This is a genomic window from Polyangiaceae bacterium (assembly GCA_016715885.1).
In the GTDB taxonomy this organism is placed as follows: Bacteria; Myxococcota_A; Polyangia; order Polyangiales; family Polyangiaceae; genus Polyangium.
Window position 1 is genome coordinate 115,656 of sequence record JADJXL010000020.1, and the last position, 20,032, is coordinate 135,687.

Below are 20,032 nucleotides of genomic sequence, written 5' to 3' on the forward strand. Positions count from 1 at the left end.
GTCCAACGCACGAGCGTCGCACGGTGGAGGTTCCGGGAGCAGTGGGAGAGGCTGCAATTGGGGATAAGTGAAGAGCTTGACGTGCCGTAGCGTGCGTCGGGCGGTATGTCCTGGGGCGGAATGGGCGAGTGTGTGGTGGTCTGGGCGCTATGCCCGCTGCGGCGCGATGCCGAGAACGTCCGCGGCGGCGCCGAGCTCCTGCAACGCCGACACGAGCGATCCAAACGACGGGATGTGCTTTGTCGTCGTCTGCCGCCGAATGAGCTCGCGTAGGTAATAATGTTCTTTGGCGCCGCCAGGATTGTTCTTGGCGTACCGGTCGCCGCGCTCTTCGAATGCCTTTCGGAGATATGCCAGGTGAAATCCAGCGCGTGTATCGAATCCATCCATCGACGGCATTTTTTCTGGATCTTCTCGAACCACATTGTAATGCGCCATGAAACTGCGCAGCGGTTCAGTCTCCGGCATGCGTTTGACGATCTTGGCATTCCCCAATAACCACGTCTCGATGCAGCAGTGCTGCACAATCACGCGTGTGCCGTGGAAAGAAGGACACTCGTCGAGGATAGAACGAATCTCATGCACCTTTTCGTCGTACGACATATCTTCGGAATCGATGCATATCCACAACCATCGCACCCCATGCGCGTGCACGTCCGAAACCGCGGCCTTGATTCGTTTCAGATAACTCGGATAGCCTTTCCCCGAGATCATGAAAAACGTTTTGTCCGAAATGTCCTCCACCCGGTCGACTCGTTGCCATGTCGGCAAACAATGCTCGAGCCAAGATGCGTAAATGAGCGGCTCGGTTTGGTCGCCCTCCACGAGCAAGTACAGACTCACGCGACGCCCCGCTCGTATTCGCGCAGATTCGTGAGCAGCGTGAATTTGTCTTGATGAGACTTCGTATTCAAGGCCGGAAGTTGGCTCGCGTCGAGCACCTTCACGGTGCAACCGTGACGCGTTACCACGAGCCAATCACGAATGGGGACGTTGTTGATGATGTACGGATGGTGGCTCGTGATGAGAAACTGCAAGTCTCCTGATCGTTCGAGGAGGTGATCGGTCACCTGTGATAGACAGTTGACGCCTAGGCTGTTCTCGAATTCGTCTATCAAGACGACCGTTCCGGCCGGTGCAAGGGCGAGCTCGAACAGGTGCATGAGGGTCCGAATCATACCCGACGAAATGCGATGATGAACGAGCAATCGAGGAACACCCCGCTCGCGCAACGCAACGGCAATCCACTCCGCCGGTATGTCGGGTCCTTCGGCTGCAGGATCGAATTCGCTCAGCTTCCCTACCTTGACTTCTTCGATTTGTTCGAATATGGCCTGATATTGGCTCACGACCTTCTTGAAGTCATCAGGAAAGCGGTTCTGCATGATGAGCATCTTGGCCATGACCGAGAGATTGCTGGCGTCACGCAGATCGTCGAGCGTCTTGAATTTCGATTCGGCACGCTCGAAGCGACGCGTGTCATACGGGAAGTATGTGCGGGTGAGCGCATGCGCATTACTGACGAGGAAACGGCGCATCGCACGGAAAATCGGCTTTATTTCTTCGTCTTCATTCAGCAGGCTAATGAGACTTTCTGTTTTCTTCAGGGATGGCATCGGTCGATCGCGGAGCACGAGATCGTCGTCACATCGATTGAAAAGTACGCTGCCGTCTTCGCGCGTAACCGACTCTTCGACGAAGCAAATATCTTCATAGCTCGCGTCGATTTCTCCATCCTCCTCCAGCATGTCATCGAGCATGTAAAACGCGCCGACCGACGCCGACGGTCGGCTGGTTGCCGCAGACCACACGTAGCGCTTACCGTCGATGGCAATCTCCATGGTCCAAGCGCAACCTGGTACGCGACGCGCTCCCTCGATAACAGCTTTGCTTACGCGACGGAGTGAATCCAGGATGAGTGTCTTGCCCACACCAGACATACCCACGAGGAGATTGAATGGACCGAACTTGACCCTCTCCAATTTCCACTCACGCACCTTGTCTTCAAATTCAAACGCTTGAATCGTCATGTTTTTCACCAGTGTGGTGTACTACTGTCGACGGCGCACAGCGAGCGAAACGATCGTGCTCGGGCCTCAATCGTTCAGGTCACTTCTCGACGAGCCAGCATTCGCGGTGGTCCTGAAATTCCCCGGGGAAAGCATGGCCGCGACAGTCGCATTTTCCCGTCTCGCACGCAAGAGGGTTTTGCGAACTGCTACGCTCCCACAAAAGTGACGAAACACACCACGTAACACCCTCGTCGCGTGCGGGTACGGCCGGCCGACCGCCGGTAACGTGAGCCATCGGCCCGTGCACGCCTGTCCGACACGTGTGCAAGCCATCGAGATACGCGTAACGGCCATCGCGACGTGCGGGCAAGCCATCGCGATGCGCGTAACGGCCACTGAGATGCGCGTAACGGCCATCGAGACGCGCGGGCAAGCCATCGAGACACGCGTAACGGTCGTCGAGATACGCGTAACAGCTATCGAGACTGCATGTGCAAGTCATCGCGACGCGCGTAACGGCCATCGCGATGCGCGGGCAAGCCATCGCGATGTGCGTAACGGCCATCGAGACACGCGTAACGGTCGTCGCGACGTGCGGGCAGCCGTCGTGGGCGTGCTGAACGGCCATCCATGATCAATAAACTTGTTCCATCCGCGCCTTCTCGACTACCGTCTAGACCGTTCACGGAGTGCTCACCGGGACGAGGAGCAGCAGGATCGCATGGCAAAGCAGGCGACGCAGGATGCGCGGCAAAAGTTGGCGGTTGGAGTCATTGCCGTCGGCGTGTCGATGCTCGTCGGGGGCGGCGTATGGTGGGTCGTCCAGCAGCGAAGGACGGCGCTATCCGCCACGGAGGCGGCGCAACAAGCAAAAGCCGCGCAGCAGGATGCCTTGCGCGCTTCGCAGATGGCAGGTGCGCGCGAGCTGCTTGGAACGGGCAAGCCGCATCTGGCCGCGCTCGTGCTCGCCTCTGTCGACTCGCCGGACAAAGCGCGCGGATGGTCACAATTGGCCGTCGACCTCCTGAAACAAGGATGGCCGAAAACCACGTTGTACCACGACGCCGCAGTCACTTTCTCCGCGTGGAGCCCCGACGGAAAACGCATCGTCACCGTCACCGGGTCGGCCAATACGGCGCACGTGTGGAACGCCAACGGCTCGGCTGCTGCGATTGACTTGAAAGGCCACAAGGGCTGGGTGAATTCGGCCGCGTGGAGCCCCGATGGCAAGCGCATCGTCACCGTCTCCGAAGACAAGACCGCGCGCGTCTGGAACGCCGACGGCTCGGGCACGCCCGTGGTGCTTTCGGGTCACACCGGCGAGGTCATCTCGGCCGCATGGAGCCCCGACGGCACGCGCATCGTCACGGCGTCGAGCGACAAGACCGCTCGGGTGTGGAACGCGAGCGGCGCGGGCAAACCCGTGGTGCTCGATGGACATCCGGACGTGGTCCGATCCGCGACGTGGAGCTCGAGCGGAAAGTACATCATCACGGTCGCCAAGAACGACATGGTCGTCCGCGTATGGAAGGTGGATGGCTCGGCGCCGCGTTTGCTCGAAGGGCATCAAGGTATCATTCGCGCGGCGACGTGGAGCCCTGATGGAATTCGCATCGTCACGGCGTCTGAAGATTACCTTGGATGCGTCTGGTATGCTGATGCATCGGCGAATGCCGTGGACTTGCAGGGTCACGCCGGGGTCGTGACGTCGGCGGCTTTCAGCGCCGATGGCAAGCGCGTCGTCACCACGTCGTCCGATGGCACGGCGCGCGTGTGGAACGCGGATGGCTCGGGCGAGGCCATCGTTCTCAAAGATGGCACCTTGGGCGTGAAGTCTGCTTCGTGGAGCCCCGGCGGAAAGCGCATTCTCACGACGAACGATTCCGGCCAAGTGCGCTTGTGGAATGCGGACGGCTCGGGCAAGCCGATGACGCTCGAAGGGTCGCACGCGACATGGAGCCACGATGGCCGGCGCATTGCCACATCGAAGGACAAGGTCGCGTGGATTCGGAATGCGGATGGGTCAGGCGAGCCCATTGCGCTGAGGGGGCACGAGGGACCGGTCGATTCGGTTGCATGGAGCCCCGATGGAACGCAGTTGCTCACGCATTCCGAGGACAAGACGGCGCGCGTATGGGACTCCTTTCGATCGGCGCAGGTTTCGAATGGCCACTTGCGGCACATCAGTGGGGCGGCGTTCAGCCCTGATGGAGTTCGCATTGCCACGGCGTCGTTCGACAACACCGTCCGCGTAGGCAATGTGGATGGTTCGGGCAAACCGGTGATTCTGAAGGGGCATGAAGGCGACGTTTGGGCTGTCGCCTGGAGTCCCGATGGCAAGCGCATTGCGTCGGTGGCATCGGACATGACCGCGCGCGTGTGGAATGCCGATGGCTCGGGCACGCCGGTGGTGCTCAAGGGGCGCAAGGGTTTCGATACTGTGGTCGTGTGGAGCCCGGATGGAAAGCGTATCGTCACGGCGCCCGCTGACAACAGCGCGTGCATTTGGAACGCCGACGGTTCGGGCAAACCGGTCCTATTGGATGGGTATCGAGGTGAAGCGAAGGTATCTGTGCAATCGTGGAGCCCCGATGGAAAGCTTTTCGTTGCGCCGTCCGCGGGTGACGTTGCGAGCATTTGGAATGCCGACGGATCGGGCAAGCCGGTCGTGCTGAAGGGTCACGGCGGGGCGGTCCAGTTTGCTGCATGGAGCGCGGATGGCAAGCGTATCGTCACGGCATCGGCGGACAAGACGGTGCGCATATGGAATGCGGATGGCTCGGGCGCCGGGGTGCTCATGGGTCACGACGGGGCGGTGACGTCTGCATCGTGGAGCGCGGATGGAAAGAGCATTCTCACGGGGTCGGACGATCACACGGCACGCGTATGGGATGCCGAGCGTCCGGGTACGTTCGTCGCATTGAAGGGACATGGGGATCGCGTTCAATGGGCGGTGTGGAGTCCCGATGGGAAGCGCGTGGTGACGACGTCGAAGGACGAGACGGCGCGCGTGTGGAACGCGGATGGATCGGGTGAGCCGATTGTTTTGAAGGGGCACGTGCGTGGATTTGGCGGCGTTGCGTGGAGCTCGGACGGCAAGCGCATCGTTTCGACGACGCCGTGGGCTCGTCATGAATCGGAGGACAAGAGCGCACGCGTGTGGCTCGTGGATGCCGCGATGCTTCAACAGGCGATTCGTTCTGCGACGGCCGATTGCCTCACGCCTGCGCAGCGCGAGATGTATTTGGTCGAGACCGAATCCGATGCGAAGAAGGGTTTTGATGCGTGCAGGAAGGCGCTCGAGGCTCCGGCGGGGAAGTAGGACGCTCGTCACGCGAATGCGATTGACTTTCCCTAGTAACCCGCGATAGGGTGCATCATGTTTCGCTCTTTGCCCGCTCTCGCTCTTGCACTGGCTCTCTTCTCGCCCGCGTTCGCGCGTGCCGATGTGCCTCCGCCCGATGGTCAACGCCGCGTATCGTACCGCTTTCGAGTGGACGGCGTAGCGAAGCTATCGCCCGATCATATCATCGTCGTGTATCCTTGGAGCTTGTCGAACGGGGCTCCGACGCGCGAGCAAACGGTGGCGCCCGATGGTGAATGGGTTTCCGTGGGCAGGCGCAGCTATAGGCCAGAGCTTCATGTGGTTCGCAAGGCCGACTACGAGGAATTCGTAAAAACGCATGTCGCTCCGGAGGGGCGTGAGCAGGATGATCCGGCCCTTGATGCATTCCTGTCGAAAGGCGCAAAATGCAATCTCGGGCCGATGCCGAATCACACGATATCGGAAGATGATCCGCGCAGTGCGGTCGAAGAGATCTTCGTTGCGCAGACCATCAGCGATACGTCGTGTGTATTGACGAGGGTGAACACTCGAGCGAATGCGCCGAAGAGCGGGGGATGCGCTGGATGCACCACGAGCGACAATCAGGTTGCGTCGGGCATTGGTCTTGCCGGACTGCTTTTCGGGCTCGGCGTGCTCGTGAGAAGGCGCAGGCGGGGTTAGGGCGGAACGCCGTATGGTTTTTCTCGGCGAACGTTTTTCTTGACCAAGGGTTCGTCCGTGCTACCGTCCGCCCGTGCGCTTCTACAAGCTCGTCAACATCCTTGACGGAGAAGTAAAATTTTACGCTTCCCAGCCGCGGTCTCCCGTGGTAAAGGAGATGCATGACCACGACTGCTCCAGGGCCTCAGATGGTCAATCCGCAACGGGTCAAACGTCGCCGAACTGCGGGCGGCGAGGTGCCGTTCGACGACGACCCTACCGAGTATCCTGAAAGCGAAGTCATGTGCCGGGAGCCGGTCGAGACCGAGATTTGCCTGCAGCTCCAGCCGGTGTTGCGCCGGTTTCTGGCAGAGCGGGGGATCGTCGCTTTCGTTGGCTCGGACAATTTCATTTATTGGGTCAAAAGGGAAACATCAAGGCGTGCGTAGCGCCGGACATTTACGTGCTCCCTGGCATCGCCCCAACGAGTCGCCCGACGAAGTGGGCGGGCACCAAAGACGAGCAGTGTTGGAAGACGTGGATTCATCAAGTGGTGCCGAGTGTTGCGATCGAGGTAAAAGCGCGGCGCGTGCCGCGCAAGGATGAGCTGCAATCGCCATCTCGCCACGATGCTTTGGGGACCAAGGAATTGATCGTCTTCGATCCGTTCCACCATCGACGCCGGGCTCCACGAAAGCGCTTCGCCGTCTACCGAAGGGACGCCGTTGGCAAGCTCGTGATCGTGCTCGAGACCAATGACGATCGGGTGCATTCCGAGCAGCTCGATGCGTTCATCGTGGCTCAAGATGAAGGGGACGACGCGCTCTTGCGGCTTGGCGTGGGTCCGAACGGGGAAAACCTCTTGCCGTTCGAATCGGAGCTCGTGGAGCTGGAGACTCGGCGCGCGGAAGAAGCGGCGCAGCGTGCAGAGCATGAGGCGCGCATGCGACAAGAAGAAGCGCGGATGCGACAGGAAGAAGCGCGACGTGCAGAGGACGCGATCCGCCGCGCACAAGAGCTCGAAGCGGAACTTGCGCGCCTACGTGCGGGCACGAGCAAACGCCGAACGCGATAGGTCGTATCGGCTCGGCCGCCGGCGTGCAGCGGAAGCTTGCCCGTGTGTGCGGCCAAGGACGACGCGTCATCGATCATCGTGGGGCCGCGCGAGCACCGAGCATTTTCTCGAGCGATATCTCCACGCAATCGGTCAAAGCGCCAAGATGGTAGCCTCCCTCGAGCCCCAGCACGACCCCCACGCGCCCGCATTCCCTTGCAATGTCGAGTATCTCTGCAACGAGCTGCCCATAACCTTCGGTCGTGAGACTCATTCCCGTTCCGCGTTTTCCACCGAGCGGGTCGTCGATGTGCGCATCGAATCCCGCAGAGACCAGGACGAGATTCGGCCGGAATGCAACGAGCTGTGGACGAATTCTTTGCAGCGCTGCGACATATTCGGTATTGCCGGCAGGCGGCTTCAGCGGCACGTTCACGGTATGGTCGCGGCCTTTTCCTTCGCCCGTTTCCGATGCCCAACCCGATAGCGGATAAAAACGCACCGACGGATACCGGTGCATCGAAACGAAAAGCACATCATCGCGCGCATAAAAAATATCCTGCGTCCCATTGCCGTGGTGCACGTCGATGTCGATGACGAGCACCCTCGGGAGCTGCTTGCGACGAATCGCATATTGCGCTCCCACCGCAATCGGGTTGATGAAGCAAAACCCCATCGCTCGATCCCGCGTCGCGTGGTGCCCCGGTAGACCCAATGAGAAGGCACTCCGCGCGCGACCGTCGACCACCGCGTCGATGCACGACAATAACCCCGCAACCGACGCACGTAGGGCACCGGCGGTCCCTGCGGAGATTTCCGTATCCGGATCTTTTGGATAAAGTCGAACGCTGCGACCGCCATTCGTTCGTAACGCCTGATCCACTTTGCAGATCTGCTTCCATAGCTCAGGGTCGTGCGTGTCGCAGATGAATCGATCGGCTGCCCGCGCATAGGGGCTTTCCGTTTCGAGCTGCACGCGACGCCCCACGGATCGATCGAGCGCCGCCCGGGCGGCCTCCATTCGCTGTTTACTCGTGACCGATGCGCCCTTGCGCCCCATTTCAGCGTGATGGTTCAGCGACGTTGCGGAAAAGTAGGCGATGACCGGATTGTCATTCGAATGATTGGCGATCATGCGCGGTGTTCCTTCGATGCACCGGTTGACGTGCAGCGGCGTGCGATCTTAGCCCAGCACGCCATGACGAGCCAGTTTCCAGGGGCGCAAGCATTTTTTCGGCTCCTCGACGCCCATTCAGTGCAACTTGCTTCACCGTCTCAATCTGTGATCTCGACATCAGTTGCGGCGTCAGTCGTCACCTCCGCGTTTTTTCTTGCAATGCGGCGTGATCGCTGAAAATATCGAAAAATGCGACACACAATTCCAAAGCATCTCGTTTCCTATTGGACTTGGACCCTTGCCGCCTTCGTCGTCGCAGTGCCTGCATGCGGCGCATCGGATCCGACGGCGGGAACGGGCGCTGCGGCGCCGACCGGCTCGGGCGGAGTGGGAGGGCAGGGAGGTCAAGGCTCGGGCGCCAGCGGTGGGGACAGCGCGTCGTCGGGGTTCATCCCGAGCACCTCGTCGTCGGGCAGCGGCGGGACGGGAGCCGGCGGCGGTTGCGGTGCGCCTGCAATGGCCGAATGCCAGACCGTCGCCGATTGCGACGATGGCGATGCAAGCACGACCGATGCTTGCGTCGTCGTCAATCCGGGCAAGGAGTTCGAGACCAACGTATGCGTGCACGTGCCGTGCGAAGGTGACGGTTGCACGTCGCAATCCGTGGATCCGACGTGCGCATCGGGCGACGACACGGTGGTTTATCCGCCCTTCGTGCCGCTCGAACCACCCGATGTTCCGGCCAATTGCGCCAATGGTTTCGAGCTCACGAACGCTTCCGGTGCGCCGAATTATGTGATTCATTCGAAGAACCCCGCGGGTTCGCAAGCGCTCACGCTGGACCTCGATTTTGCGACGTACACGGCGCCCGATGGTCTCATCATCACCGGCACCGATGGCAATTGCCAGCCGTATGTGCTCTTCGAAAGCTGCCGCTTGAAGACGGCGGACCAGCCCTTCAGCGCCTACGGCAATGGCAAAGAGCGGCCCGACGACATTGCTCTACGGCATTTCGATTTGCAATTGCGTCCGGGGACGACCGAATTGACGTTCGATTTCAGCAAGGTGTCGACGCCGATGTACGTCCGGGTCCTCGGCTTGTGCGATTTCGACTTGGCCACGGCCACGGGCGTCGCGTGGTTCTCGCTCGTGCCGCCGTAGGAAACGATTACGTTTTACGACATCATCTTGTTCGTCGTATGAACGCGTTCGGCGGCCATTTCCTCGCGCAGCGCGGTCAAGCCATCCGATAGCAGCGTCTGTATCGTTTCGGCCGATTCGGGGTCGAATCGCAACGAAATCGCGCCAATGTGGAGCGTCACGACGCCGCATGCCGCGCAATAATCCATTTTGCCCATGCCGTTCTTCGCAAGCGGCGCGTGAAAACAACGCAATCGATTCATGATCCCTCCATGTGCCGGTAGCTCGAAACGAACGCGCCGAAGGCCACGACGACGCTGACGGCAAGCCCCACGGGTGAGAGGATACCGTTCATGTAACCGAAGCCACCAAAAACAAACGCGCCGATGGCGCAAAATCCGTAAGCGAGCGCGCGTTCGTCATCTGGTTGCCCTCGCACAAACCACTCGATGCGCGGCCGAGTCGTTCGCGCCGTCGAGGACGAAATGCGGCTGAATTGCTCGTAGTTGGCTGCCATGACGACAGACTCTACCAGATCTTGTTGAAGGTGACAATGAAAATCGTTTTCAAATTCTGGCACGAGGAAAGAAGGCGAATGTGCGGCATCTTTCCAGGAGAGGGTGCCAGCGCCTCACCCCCGGCCCCTCCCAACGCTTCGCGTTGCGGCGAGGGGAGATTCTGTATTGAAACGAGGCTCTTTCCCCCTCTCCGCGGGGTTTTACCCGGGGAGAGGGGGCCAGGGGGTGAGGTGCGAAAAGGCTACGATTTCCCGATGAACACCATCTCAGGTTCGTCTCGCCGCACCCCGCTTGATCGCGAATTGGACGACGAACGCCAGAATGATGGCACCGATGAAGGCGGGAACGATGTGAATGTCTGCAACCTCAGGCCCGAGCGGCCCGAAGAGCAAGCCGCCGAGCCAGCTTCCGAGCAAACCCGCAACCATTGCACCGAGCCACCCGTAAGGCAGCTTTCCAGGAACGATCAAGTCGGCAACCCAGCCAACGATCGCTGCAATGGCGAGTGTCACCAAAACGGCCATGAAGTTGAAAGTGAGCCAGATGCCCACGATGATGGCGGCGAGCAGAACCAGCGCAATGATGAGTCCGGCGGGCATTCTGTCCTCCATGGGTATCAAACGCGCACCAGTGCGTCGCTGCAAACGTATGGCAAACCTCGCGCCGCCCCAAGATGTTCAACCAAGGAATTTGACCTTGCAGCGAGAAGCGTGCGATCGTTATGATCGATGACGACCGAGCGTCGAAGAGCAGAGACGAGCCGCTGCGATGGTCCAAAGGGCGGGAAGGGACGAGCACGTGGAGCGCCTTGACACGAAACGCCTCTTGGAACTGCATCCATGGCCTGCGGAGTGGGCGCATGCCGAGCGGATCGAGCGGCTGTGGGTGTACGACTTGCCGGGAGCTCCCGAGGACTTTTGGCCGTTCATCTCGGATACGTCGCGTATGAACCGCGCCCTTGGGACGGCCGAAATGACGTTTTCCGAGCGCGAGGGCAAACGGTTCGGGCGCAGCAGACCAGGCGGCGTCGAACACGCTTGGATCGAGCTGCCCTGGAACTGGGTCGCGAACCAATGGATCACTTGTCACCGCATCTACGAGCGCGGTTTTTTCCGCGCCGTATGGGCCATCCACAAACTCGAGCCCATCCCGAGCGGCACGCGACTTTACCTCTACTATGGCGCCGTGCCGCGCAACATGCTCAGCGCGGTCGCCATTCGGATCGGATTTCCCACCGTCGAACGGGCGTATTCACGCGTATTGCCCCAGCTCGCCGCCGAGCTCGACCAATATCGTCCCGCCGTCTTGACCATCCCCCCGACGCCGCTCGCGGAAAGCGCCATTCAAAGGCTCAAGACCCAGCGCGCGGCCCTCATTGAAAAGGGCCTGCCGTCCGCGTGCGTCAATGCCCTCATCGATTGGATCCAAAACGGCGACGATCAGGACCTTTACCGCATCCAAATCCGAGAACGAGCGCGCGTGTGGAAGCTCCCCGAGCGTGACCTCATTCGCGTCGCGCTCCATGCCACTCGCGCCGGGCTCCTCACGCTGTCGTGGGACACGGTGTGCCCCCATTGCCGCGGAGTGCGTGACGAGAACGCCGCGCTCGCCGAGCTTTCGAGCAATTCCCATTGCGAAGTTTGTCAAATCGACTTCGGGACCGACACCGAGGAATCCGTCGAAGTCACGTTTCACGTGCATCCATCGATCCGCGACGTCCCCGAGCAACTCTATTGCAGCGCCGAACCTGCCAAGAAAAGCCATATTCGCGTGCAGCGACTCGTGCCCCCCGGCGGTCGGGAAAAGGTCGCCCCGAAGCTCGAGCCTGGGCGTTATCGAGCGCGGGAGAGCGGTGGAAATTGGTTTTACTTGGACATTGACGACGAAGGCGAAACGCTCGTCCGGTGGAGCGACGAGCCTACGGGGACCGTCATCAAGGCGCAGCGGGCCGCGACGATCGAGCTTTTCAACGATGGCAACGACGAACGCATGTTCACCGTCGAACAGGCGACGTGGAGCGACCACGCCCTGCGCGCCGGGCAGCTCTTCGGCTTCCATGACTTTCGCGACCTTTTTTCGGAAGAATACATCGGCGCGGATGTTCGGCTCGGCATTGGCGAGCAGACCATCTTGTTTACGGACGTCGTTGGATCGACTGCATTTTATGCAAAACGCGGGGATCCCGCTGCGTTTGTCGAAATCAAACGCCACTTCGACGAAGTTTTCGCCATCGTCGCGACGTATCGCGGAGCTGTCGTCAAGACGATTGGCGATGCCGTCATGGCGACGTTCGGCGATCCGCTCGACGCGGTTCGTGCATCGGAGAAGATCCACGACACGTTTCCCCCGGGGCGCGCCGATACGCCGATTCGGCTGCGCATTTCGCTCAACACGGGTTCGTGCATTGCGGTGAAGCTCAACGCCAATGCCGACTTTTTTGGCGGTACCGTGAACATCGCCGCAAAATTGCAGGCGCTCGCGGAGACGTGCCAAGTCGCCATGAGTGAAGTGACGTATCAATCGCCAGGCGTAGCCGCGTACCTTGCCGAACGAGGCGTCGAGCTCGAAACGGTGACGCTCACGACGAAGGGATTTGCCGAGCCGATTGCGGCGAGGCGATGGACGGTGCATCGGGTGGAGTAGCTGCGTCGGGTCGCGATCGGTTTGAGGAGAGGGAAAAACCAGTCGCTGCACGTCCTCACGAGATTTTTCTGGACTTGCTTGCACACGAGCGCCGATACTGGAGGTAATGCAACCCGGGTGTGTCGTTCGAGGACGGTTCAGGATTGAAGACTGCGTTACGACCGGTGGGATGGGGCAGATCTACCGAGCTACGGACCTGACGTCGGGCCAGCCCGTTGCAATGAAGGTCATGCTCGACGTCGAATCGCATCAGGCGCTGAGGTTCGCGCGCGAAGCGAAATTGTTGGCAGAACTTCGCCACCCGGCCATCGTGCAACATGTCGCCGACGACACAACCGAAACGGGCGAGCCTTTTTTGGCCATGGAATGGCTCGACGGCGAAGACCTTTCGGTTCGCCTCACGCGTGGCGCGCTCGATGTGGTCGATGCGCTGACGCTCGCTGCACGTGTCGCAGATGCGCTGGCCGTGGCACATGAGCGCGGCATTGTCCATCGCGATCTCAAACCAGGCAATCTGTTCCTGGTGCACGGGCAGGTCGACCAAGTCAAAGTGCTCGACTTTGGCATTGCTCGGTTCATCGGCGCCACCGTGCTCACCTGGACCGGCGCAATGCTCGGCACACCCGCGTACATGGCGCCGGAACAGGTGCGCGACGAGCGAGCCATCGACGCACGGGTCGACGTATTCGCGCTCGGCGCCGTGCTGATGGAGTGCTTGACGGGAGAACCGGTTTTCAAGGGCGAGAATGTCCTAGCGGTGCTCGCGAAGATCCTCATCCAGGACCCGCCGCGCCTTCGCGAAGTGCGCCCGGAGCTACCCCGCGAGCTCGACGTGCTCTTGGCGCAGATGATGGCCAAAGACCCGGACAAGCGGCTGAAAGACGGCGCCGCCGCTGCCACGGCGATAAACCACACGCTCGCCAGGTTCCGCGCCGAGGTGCCGTTCGATGACGCCCCCGTGCTGTCGTCGAGGTTCATGCGGGCTGTCAGTCTGACCGGGCAGGAGCAACGGGTCGTCTCGTTGGTGTTGCTCGGCAAACAAACGGCGCTGCGGAACAACGCATTGACGGTCGAGCATTCGGCGCTTGCTGCTTCCCATGCCGAAATGAGCCGCACGGCCGAAAAACATGGCGCCGTGTTGACCATTTTGGCGGACGGGTCTGCCCTCGTCACCATCTCGGACCGAGGTGAAAGCGCGACCGATTTGACGACGCAGGCCGCACGCTGCGCGCTCGCGCTCAGGCCGCTTGCGCCGGGCCGCCCGATGGCGCTGGCGACGGGCAGGGGTGAAGTGCACGGCAAGCTCCCCGTGGGCGCGGTCATCGATCGAGCCGCAAAGATGCTCACCGACGACGAACCCGGCGCCGAGCATCCCATTCTCATCGACGAAACGTCCGCTCGTCTGCTCGATGGCCGCTTCGAAGTCGGCACCTTGCGAGGCCACTTCACGTTGCGGGGCGTCTGCGAAGGCGGGCTCCGCACGCTGCTCGGCAAGCCCACGGCATTCGTCGGGCGCGACGCCGAGCTCCGGATCCTCGAACAACTTTGGCTCACCTGCGTCGACGAAACGGTCGCTTGCGCAATTTTGGTCACCGGAACGGTCGGCATGGGCAAGTCTCGGCTGACGCATGAATTTTTGCGCATCGTGCGGCAGAATTCGCCATTGGTGGATGTGTGGATCGGCCGCGGCGATTCGCTCGCTGCAGGTTCGGCGCTGGCCCTTTTGGGGAACGCTCTCCGGGATGCCTTCGGCATTCGGGAGGGCGGGTCAATCGAGGAACGGCAGCGCAAAATCAGGCAACGCATCGAGCGGCACACGCCCGCGGACGACGTCAACCGGGTCGTCGAATTCCTCGGCGAGCTCGTGGGTGTGCCGTTTTCCACGGCAAGCGCGCCATTGCAGGCAGCGCGGCAAGATGCGCGCCTTCTGGGCGAGCAGCTACGTCGCGCCTTCGAGGACTTTCTCGATGCGGAGACCGCGCATCACCCCGTGCTCATCGTGCTCGAAGACCTGCAATGGGGCGACTTGCCCACGGTTCGCTTCATCGGCGGAGCGCTCCGCAATCTCCAAGAAAGGCCGCTCTACGTGCTCGCGATGGCGCGTCCCGAAGTGGATGAGCTTTTCCCGAACCTTTGGGACGACCACGGGGTGCACCGTGTTCGCTTGCGGCCTTTGTCGCGCAAAGCGAGCGAGCGGCTCGTCACGCAGGTGCTCGGCGAGACGGTGGGCCCGGAGGTGAAGGCGCGTGTCGTCGCGCAAGCCGATGGCAATGCGTTTTACCTGGAGGAGCTCTTGCGAGCGATCGCGGAGAACAAGAACGCATCCGGTGCGGACCTGCCCGAAACGGTGCTCACCATGGTCCAAGCTCGCCTCGAGGCGCTCCCTGCCGAGGCGCGGAGATACTTGCGCGCCGCGAGTGTATTCGGCGAAATATTTTTTCGAGGCGGTCTTGCCACGCTCCTTGGCATGGACCCGGATGTTCCGGCGCTCGACGCCATGCTCGACGACCTCGTGCAGCGCGAATTCATTCAGCGGCGCACTGAACGTCGTTTCGCGGGCGACGTCGAATTCATGTTTCGGCACGCATTGGTTCGCGAGGGGGCGTATGCAATGCTCACGGACACCGATTGCAAGCTCGGGCATCGGCTTGCCGGCGCGTGGCTCGAAGAGCATAGCGAGTTTGATGCGATGGTTTTGGCGCATCATTTCGAGCGAGGGGGTGACTTGCCTCGGGCGGCGCGCGCGTATCGGCGTGCAGCCGAGCACGCGCTCGGAGGTGACGATCTTGGCGCGGCGATCGCGCGGGCGGAGCGTGGAATCGTTTGCGGTGCGTCGGCCGAGGAGCTTGGGGCGTTGCGCATGATCCAAGCCGAGGCGCACAATTGGCGTGGCGAGCTTTCGCTTTCCGAGCAGCGAGGGATTGAAGCAGCCGAGCTTCTCCAGCCTGGGACGATAGAATGGTTTCGAGCTTTTCAGCAGGCCGTCGACGCAGCAGGCAAATTGGGTGCATTCGATAGCGTCGAGACTTGGGCACCTCCATTGAGCTCGGTGACGCCGGCGCCCGATGCGATGGATGCAAGAACCACGTGCCTCAGTGTATGTGCCAATCACCTCATTTACGGCGGCCGTTATGCCGTGGCGGACACCTTGATTTCAGCGCTCGCCGAAACGGCGAACCTCGACGCGCAGAGCGCGCAAGCCGTGGGCATGTACCATCAATTGCGCGCCATTCGAGCGTCTGCGTCGGGCGATCCTTATGGTTTTTGCGATCATTTGGGGACGGCGCTTTGGTGTTTCGAGCAGGCGGGGGATCGTCGAAGTGCTTGCTTGACGCGCCAGAACCTTGGCTTTGGTTTTGCCGAGCTTGGCGATTACGAGGGCGCCGAAAACGCGCTTCGGTCCGCATTGACCGTTGCCGAGCGAATGGGGCTTCACGAAGTCGTGGCCGCGGCGCTGCAGAACCTGGGTCATGTCCTTGCGTACCGGGGCAATTTCGACGAGGGACGGCGTATTCAGAGACGGGCGATCGAAGCAGCCGAGGAGCAAGGCCATCCGCGACTCGAGGGGTTGTCCCAGGTATACCTTGCCAATCTCGAACGATTGGCTGGTAATTTCGGGGCTGCCGAACCCGAGGCGCGTGCGGCCATGGAATCGCTGTCGGGCGTGCCGCCGCTTCTTGCGGGTGCGCTCGCCGTACTTGCGCGCATTCTGCTTGCTCGAGGGCAAACGGCCGAGGCGCTCGCGGCCGCGCACGAGGCGTATTCGTTGCTCGAAGCGCTTGGCACCATTGAAGAAGGCGAGACCATGGTGCGTTTGGCGTTTGCCGAAGCTCTTGCTGCGAGTGGCGACACGGAAGGCTTTGGGCGCGTGATTATGGCTGCGCGTGATCAGGTGCTTGCGAAAGCCAACAAGATTGGCGATCCCGAAAGGCGGCAGCGGTTTCTCATGGGCGTCGCGGACAACGCCAGGACACTGGAGCTAGCTGGTCGGGGGAGTGGTTAGGGGGTGAGGTGCGCGATCACGGACAAACGAACGCAAAACTATGAGCTTCCGCGTTCTGATCTGCGTATATGAAATGCTCGTCCGCTCTTGATCGGAAAATCGGCACAATCGAGCAGATCGTCCGATCCCGTCCAACCTATGGGAATCGCCGCATCGAAGAGGACACGAGCGCTGGCCAGAGCGTCGAGAGTTGCTTCAATAGCGTCTGAGCCAACGCCATGACCAACGCGGACCTCGGGCCACGGATCGAAGGCGAATTCGCATCGCCATATATCAGATTCCTGGAACGGCAGGTATAGAGTCAAGATGGTTTCCCGTTCGATTCCAGCATCATCCGGATAGCCGAGTTTTCTCGTCGCGAGCACGGCCAGACGATGCACGTCTTCGCTTGCCATGATGGGAGTCAATGCCGTCGTATCGACGGGTTCATCTGTGCTGGATGGTAAACCGCAATCAAGCATTCCTTGCCAACTGGCACGGCCCCATAAGTTGGTGCTCTCGAGGAAGACTCGTGCAAGCCGAAGCCCCATGACGAGCGCGTGGATGCAGTCAACGCCGCCCCCTCGCGGCTGTGCGCGATAGATTGAGGGCTCGAAAGTGAACTCGCATTTCCATCCGCCATGCTCCACTTCGAAGGGCACAAAGACGGTCAGAACGACTTCTTTTTCATTCCCGTCGCTATCTGCATAGATCAATCTTCGTGTGGCGAACTTTTGCCTCATGAGTCGGTAATTTTCTTCATGCATTCAGCTAATTTGCGGACGCAATCGTCCTCGATGCATCGCCGTTGTTCTCTGGCCTTCTTGTTCGTTTTCACGCACCAATCGTGACAATATTCATACATCCGGGCGCATTCTTCTTGCCGACGCTCTCTCTCCTCGTCGCTCATACCTTGACGCTGTAGCCCATCACCGTGCAAGGCGATCGTTTCACTTGGCGCATTTGGTTCGTCATGGTGTGCTTGCGCAACACCCGAAAGCATGCCGAACGTGGCGAAAAGCAGAAATCCGCAGAGACCCAGAAGCTTGCTTTGCATGGCGTTCCTCCCGGCAAACGGCGCTATTGCCGCTGTACGCACTGGCAGGCTACCAGGGTCGTCACCGGACGTTCAACTTTTCTGCGTTCTCGTCGCTCATGCGTTGTTGTCATCGCTCGTGCCTCACGTCTGAACGGTCCGATCCCAACTCTTGCTGGAAAAGTCCATCCTAAAACGAAGGTGCCGTTCACGGGTTACTTCAGAAACTCGAAGGCGCGCTCCTTACGGTCTATGCCTCCAATCCCAAGCGCGTCGCGCGGTTCTTCAAACCCTTTCGGAAGAATCGAAAAGTCTCCAAGCTGCAAACGCCCGTCGTGCCTCCCGAAACGCCCTGAAGCTGCACGGAGCGGCATCAGGCCCTTTGCCTGGCGCCGTGGACGTGCACAATCGAGTCGAACAGCCCTTTAGCGCGTCCGTGGACGTGCACAATCGTGTCGAACAGCCGTTCGGCGCGTCCGTGGACGTGCAAAGCCCTGTTGAACAGCCGTTCGGCGCATCCGTGGACGTGCAAAGCCGTGTCGAACAGCCGTTCAGCGCGACCGTGGACGTGCAAAGCCATGTCGAACAGCCGTTCGGCGCATCCGTGGACGTGCACGATCCAATGGAACGCTCGTTGTGTCTTGCCGTGACGCTGTAGAGCAGCGAATCACGAAGTGAGCGCCATGCTTGGTGGCGATGCTGGGACGTTGACCTATGTTTGCTTGACTCTCCGCAATTCCACCCTGTAGCCTGCCTGTCGCGGGAGGCAGCTTGCGATGACAAGATGGCTTCGCTTTCTCTGGGTCGCGTGGGCGCTTGTCTTGCGGCGATGGGCTTGTTCCTGTGCGCTGGTGCTCGTGGTGCTGGCCACGAACGCCTCAGCCGCACCGGCGCCCATCGAAGTGTGCTGGCGGCCTGACAAACTGGCAGCGGATGACGACACGTTCGTCATCGTCAAGGATGCGAATGGGTGGAGGGAGGTCGGCGCATGAAGGGGGACGAGGACCGATCATCATATCGTCTACAAGCACAACCCAAACCTTGGCCCTGATAGCCTCAATAGGTTTCCGGAGGATATCCGCAAGATTGCGTGGACCTGCAAGCCGGCACCGCCGCTTCAGCCGCCGCCGCCACCCCCGCCAAAGCCGCCTCCGCCAAAGAAGACCACGCCAAAGCCGCAAGCGGCTCCGCGCAAGGCGAATGGTCCGAAACCGTTGCCACAGCCGATAGCGCGGCCAGTGCAGAGGCCTGCTGCAAAGCCGGAGCAGCCGCGGAAAGCGCCGTCGATACTGCCTGGCAGCGAGCGGTTGCTACCAAAGGACGAGCTGGCACGCGTGCTCCCGGATGCGAAGGACGCGTCACCATTGCCACGGCCATCGCTTTCGCATTTCGCGGTGAATTGCGCGGATGCAAAAGCGCCGTGCAAGCGTGACACGGAATCGGCGACGTTCGCCATCTCGGACGAGCTTCATGCGCAATTCGTCCGCGTCGTCGAGCAAACTTGCAAGGCTGCGGCCGACGAAAAGCCGAATACGTCATTCATCGGCCAACAGGCGGGTGTTCGGCCCATACGCATCTTGCCGCCCACGGGCATCGCCATCGAGCAATTCAAGCGCATGGTTGCCGACGCGCTGCGCTCGGGAAAGCCGGTGCCAGCTCCCACGACCCCGGATCCTGGCCCTCGTGCCGTGGATCATCCGGCCGCGCAATTCGTTGGAGGCGCGGGCGCCGGCGTACCGCTCAGCTTCCTGCCTTTGGGCAGCCTTGTCGCGGATGTCGGCATGGAATCGGGCGTTTTGCCTCGCGGCACCCCATGGGCGCGCTTGGGCAAATCCGTTGGGGAAGGCGTCGGGGGCATTGCTCAAATCGGCGTTGGATGCGTTGGTATCGCTGGCGGTGGCGGCCTCACGGCGACCGGCGGAGGTGCACCTGCGGGCGTCGTGATCGTCGTGGGCTCCGCGGGCCTCGTGGCCAATGGCCTGCTCTCGTGCGTCGTGAGCGTGCAGCACGGGGCCGACGCGCTGTCGGACATCCTATCGCGCGCGGATGATTCGCAGCCGGCGACGGCCGCGGCATCGACGCCGCCACCTTCGCCAGCGCCCGCCACGCGTCCGCCACAAGCGCCGCCAGCCAAGGCACCGCCGGCACCGTGGCGAAACCGGTGCAAGCGCCACCGCCGCCGGCCAAGACGACGACCACGACGCGCCCGAGGGGAGCGTCCGAGCCAACGACGACGACCACGACGAGCCCATCAGGCACGAGGACGACGACGCGGCCGAAGGGAAAACCGCCCGCCGCGGACTACAGAGGCCGCTACAACGCTGCGCGAACGACGCAGGGGAAATCGCGACTTCCCGACGATTGGGCTGCTCACCACAGGATACCTCAAGTGTACCGCAAGCACCCCGCGTTCAAAGGCTTCGATTTCGACGCGCCCTCGAACATCCAGGGTGTAAAGGGTCCGAAGGCCGATGTAAACGTACACCAGAAAATCACGAACCTATGGACGAGCTTCCAAAAGGCCAACCCAAACGCGACCCGAAAA

General features: G+C 61.1%; 19 protein-coding genes and 1 pseudogene. 12 read left to right on the forward strand and 8 right to left on the reverse strand.

What is annotated here, in order from left to right; all coding sequences use genetic code 11:
• Positions 1-147: 147 nt before the first annotated feature.
• On the reverse strand, positions 148-843 hold the full coding sequence (locus IPM54_25900; GenBank protein ID MBK9263223.1) for a hypothetical protein: 696 nt from the start codon (positions 841-843) through the stop codon (positions 148-150).
• Positions 840-2,030, reverse strand: a complete 1,191-nt coding sequence (locus tag IPM54_25905) for an ATP-binding protein (GenBank protein ID MBK9263224.1) — start codon at positions 2,028-2,030, stop codon at positions 840-842. Before IPM54_25905 ends, IPM54_25900 begins: the two co-directional genes overlap by 4 nt.
• 122 nt (positions 2,031-2,152) lie before the next feature.
• Between IPM54_25905 and IPM54_25910 the strand changes: the two are divergent.
• From IPM54_25910 to IPM54_25930, 5 genes and pseudogenes are all read left to right on the forward strand, one after another.
• Positions 2,153-2,302 (forward strand): annotated as a pseudogene (locus IPM54_25910) (DUF1589 domain-containing protein).
• A 431-nt stretch (positions 2,303-2,733) separates the two neighbouring features.
• Positions 2,734-5,334, forward strand: coding sequence for a WD40 repeat domain-containing protein (locus tag IPM54_25915; GenBank protein MBK9263225.1), 2,601 nt, complete (start codon positions 2,734-2,736; stop codon positions 5,332-5,334).
• 57 nt (positions 5,335-5,391) lie between these two features.
• Positions 5,392-6,018, forward strand: a complete 627-nt coding sequence (locus IPM54_25920) for a hypothetical protein (GenBank protein ID MBK9263226.1) — start codon at positions 5,392-5,394, stop codon at positions 6,016-6,018.
• Between the two features lie 161 nt (positions 6,019-6,179).
• On the forward strand, positions 6,180-6,446 hold the full coding sequence (locus IPM54_25925) for a hypothetical protein (GenBank protein ID MBK9263227.1): 267 nt from the start codon (positions 6,180-6,182) through the stop codon (positions 6,444-6,446).
• Between the two features lie 14 nt (positions 6,447-6,460).
• A complete protein-coding gene (locus IPM54_25930) occupies positions 6,461-7,072 on the forward strand; it encodes a hypothetical protein (GenBank protein ID MBK9263228.1) in 612 nt (203 codons plus the stop codon).
• Between the two features lie 73 nt (positions 7,073-7,145).
• Here the strand turns inward: IPM54_25930 and IPM54_25935 are convergent, their stop codons facing one another.
• Positions 7,146-8,186 carry a histone deacetylase gene (locus IPM54_25935; protein ID MBK9263229.1) on the reverse strand — a complete coding sequence of 347 codons (1,041 nt, stop codon included), beginning with the start codon at positions 8,184-8,186 and terminating at the stop codon, positions 7,146-7,148.
• Positions 8,187-8,417: 231 nt separating this feature from the next.
• On the opposite strand from IPM54_25935, the gene IPM54_25940 reads away from it, so the two are divergent.
• A complete protein-coding gene (locus IPM54_25940; GenBank protein MBK9263230.1) occupies positions 8,418-9,329 on the forward strand; it encodes a hypothetical protein in 912 nt (303 codons plus the stop codon).
• A 14-nt stretch (positions 9,330-9,343) separates the two neighbouring features.
• On the opposite strand, the gene IPM54_25945 is transcribed toward IPM54_25940, so the two are convergent.
• The 3 genes from IPM54_25945 to IPM54_25955 all read right to left on the reverse strand — a co-directional run bounded on the left by IPM54_25945 (position 9,344) and on the right by IPM54_25955 (position 10,425).
• A complete protein-coding gene (locus IPM54_25945; protein MBK9263231.1) occupies positions 9,344-9,571 on the reverse strand; it encodes a hypothetical protein in 228 nt (75 codons plus the stop codon).
• On the reverse strand, positions 9,568-9,825 hold the full coding sequence (locus tag IPM54_25950; GenBank protein ID MBK9263232.1) for a hypothetical protein: 258 nt from the start codon (positions 9,823-9,825) through the stop codon (positions 9,568-9,570). Before IPM54_25950 ends, IPM54_25945 begins: the two co-directional genes overlap by 4 nt.
• A gap of 267 nt (positions 9,826-10,092) precedes the next feature.
• A complete protein-coding gene (locus IPM54_25955) occupies positions 10,093-10,425 on the reverse strand; it encodes a GlsB/YeaQ/YmgE family stress response membrane protein (protein MBK9263233.1) in 333 nt (110 codons plus the stop codon).
• Positions 10,426-10,624: 199 nt separating this feature from the next.
• Between IPM54_25955 and IPM54_25960 the strand changes: the two genes are divergently transcribed.
• Together IPM54_25960 and IPM54_25965 are read left to right on the forward strand one after the other, a co-directional pair.
• Positions 10,625-12,469, forward strand: coding sequence for an adenylate/guanylate cyclase domain-containing protein (locus IPM54_25960; protein MBK9263234.1), 1,845 nt, complete (start codon positions 10,625-10,627; stop codon positions 12,467-12,469).
• A gap of 106 nt (positions 12,470-12,575) precedes the next feature.
• A complete protein-coding gene (locus tag IPM54_25965; protein MBK9263235.1) occupies positions 12,576-16,472 on the forward strand; it encodes a protein kinase in 3,897 nt (1,298 codons plus the stop codon).
• Positions 16,473-16,510: 38 nt separating this feature from the next.
• Here IPM54_25965 and IPM54_25970 read toward each other — a convergent pair whose 3' ends face one another.
• Both IPM54_25970 and IPM54_25975 read right to left on the reverse strand, forming a co-directional pair.
• Positions 16,511-17,194 carry a hypothetical protein gene (locus tag IPM54_25970; GenBank protein ID MBK9263236.1) on the reverse strand — a complete coding sequence of 228 codons (684 nt, stop codon included), beginning with the start codon at positions 17,192-17,194 and terminating at the stop codon, positions 16,511-16,513.
• Positions 17,191-17,508, reverse strand: coding sequence for a hypothetical protein (locus tag IPM54_25975; protein ID MBK9263237.1), 318 nt, complete (start codon positions 17,506-17,508; stop codon positions 17,191-17,193). Before IPM54_25975 ends, IPM54_25970 begins: the two co-directional genes overlap by 4 nt.
• Before the next feature lie 373 nt (positions 17,509-17,881).
• Here IPM54_25975 and IPM54_25980 point away from each other — a divergent pair, with 373 nt between their 5' ends.
• The 4 genes from IPM54_25980 to IPM54_25995 all read left to right on the forward strand — a co-directional run bounded on the left by IPM54_25980 (position 17,882) and on the right by IPM54_25995 (position 19,943).
• Entirely contained in the window at positions 17,882-18,145 is a 264-nt protein-coding gene (locus IPM54_25980) for a hypothetical protein (GenBank protein ID MBK9263238.1), read from the forward strand.
• A gap of 118 nt (positions 18,146-18,263) precedes the next feature.
• The gene (locus IPM54_25985) at positions 18,264-18,479 is read left to right on the forward strand and encodes a hypothetical protein (GenBank protein MBK9263239.1); all 216 of its coding nucleotides are present in this window, start codon (positions 18,264-18,266) and stop codon (positions 18,477-18,479) included.
• A 98-nt stretch (positions 18,480-18,577) separates the two neighbouring features.
• The gene (locus tag IPM54_25990) at positions 18,578-18,919 is read left to right on the forward strand and encodes a hypothetical protein (GenBank protein ID MBK9263240.1); all 342 of its coding nucleotides are present in this window, start codon (positions 18,578-18,580) and stop codon (positions 18,917-18,919) included.
• Positions 18,882-19,943, forward strand: coding sequence for a hypothetical protein (locus tag IPM54_25995; protein ID MBK9263241.1), 1,062 nt, complete (start codon positions 18,882-18,884; stop codon positions 19,941-19,943). The genes IPM54_25990 and IPM54_25995 overlap by 38 nt, the downstream gene beginning before the upstream one ends.
• Positions 19,944-20,032: the final 89 nt, after the last annotated feature.

Coding starts and splice junctions, on each gene's coding strand:
- IPM54_25920 (MBK9263226.1), top strand. CDS start 5,392: ATGTTTCGCTCTTTGCCCGCTCTCGCTCTTGCACTGGCTCTCTTCTCG.
- IPM54_25950 (MBK9263232.1), bottom strand. CDS start 9,825: ATGGCAGCCAACTACGAGCAATTCAGCCGCATTTCGTCCTCGACGGCG.
- IPM54_25925 (MBK9263227.1), top strand. CDS start 6,180: ATGACCACGACTGCTCCAGGGCCTCAGATGGTCAATCCGCAACGGGTC.
- IPM54_25985 (MBK9263239.1), top strand. CDS start 18,264: ATGACAAGATGGCTTCGCTTTCTCTGGGTCGCGTGGGCGCTTGTCTTG.
- IPM54_25945 (MBK9263231.1), bottom strand. CDS start 9,571: ATGAATCGATTGCGTTGTTTTCACGCGCCGCTTGCGAAGAACGGCATG.
- IPM54_25975 (MBK9263237.1), bottom strand. CDS start 17,508: ATGCAAAGCAAGCTTCTGGGTCTCTGCGGATTTCTGCTTTTCGCCACG.
- IPM54_25965 (MBK9263235.1), top strand. CDS start 12,576: ATGCAACCCGGGTGTGTCGTTCGAGGACGGTTCAGGATTGAAGACTGC.
- IPM54_25935 (MBK9263229.1), bottom strand. CDS start 8,186: ATGATCGCCAATCATTCGAATGACAATCCGGTCATCGCCTACTTTTCC.
- IPM54_25940 (MBK9263230.1), top strand. CDS start 8,418: ATGCGACACACAATTCCAAAGCATCTCGTTTCCTATTGGACTTGGACC.
- IPM54_25955 (MBK9263233.1), bottom strand. CDS start 10,425: ATGCCCGCCGGACTCATCATTGCGCTGGTTCTGCTCGCCGCCATCATC.
- IPM54_25905 (MBK9263224.1), bottom strand. CDS start 2,030: ATGACGATTCAAGCGTTTGAATTTGAAGACAAGGTGCGTGAGTGGAAA.
- IPM54_25915 (MBK9263225.1), top strand. CDS start 2,734: ATGGCAAAGCAGGCGACGCAGGATGCGCGGCAAAAGTTGGCGGTTGGA.
- IPM54_25970 (MBK9263236.1), bottom strand. CDS start 17,194: ATGAGGCAAAAGTTCGCCACACGAAGATTGATCTATGCAGATAGCGAC.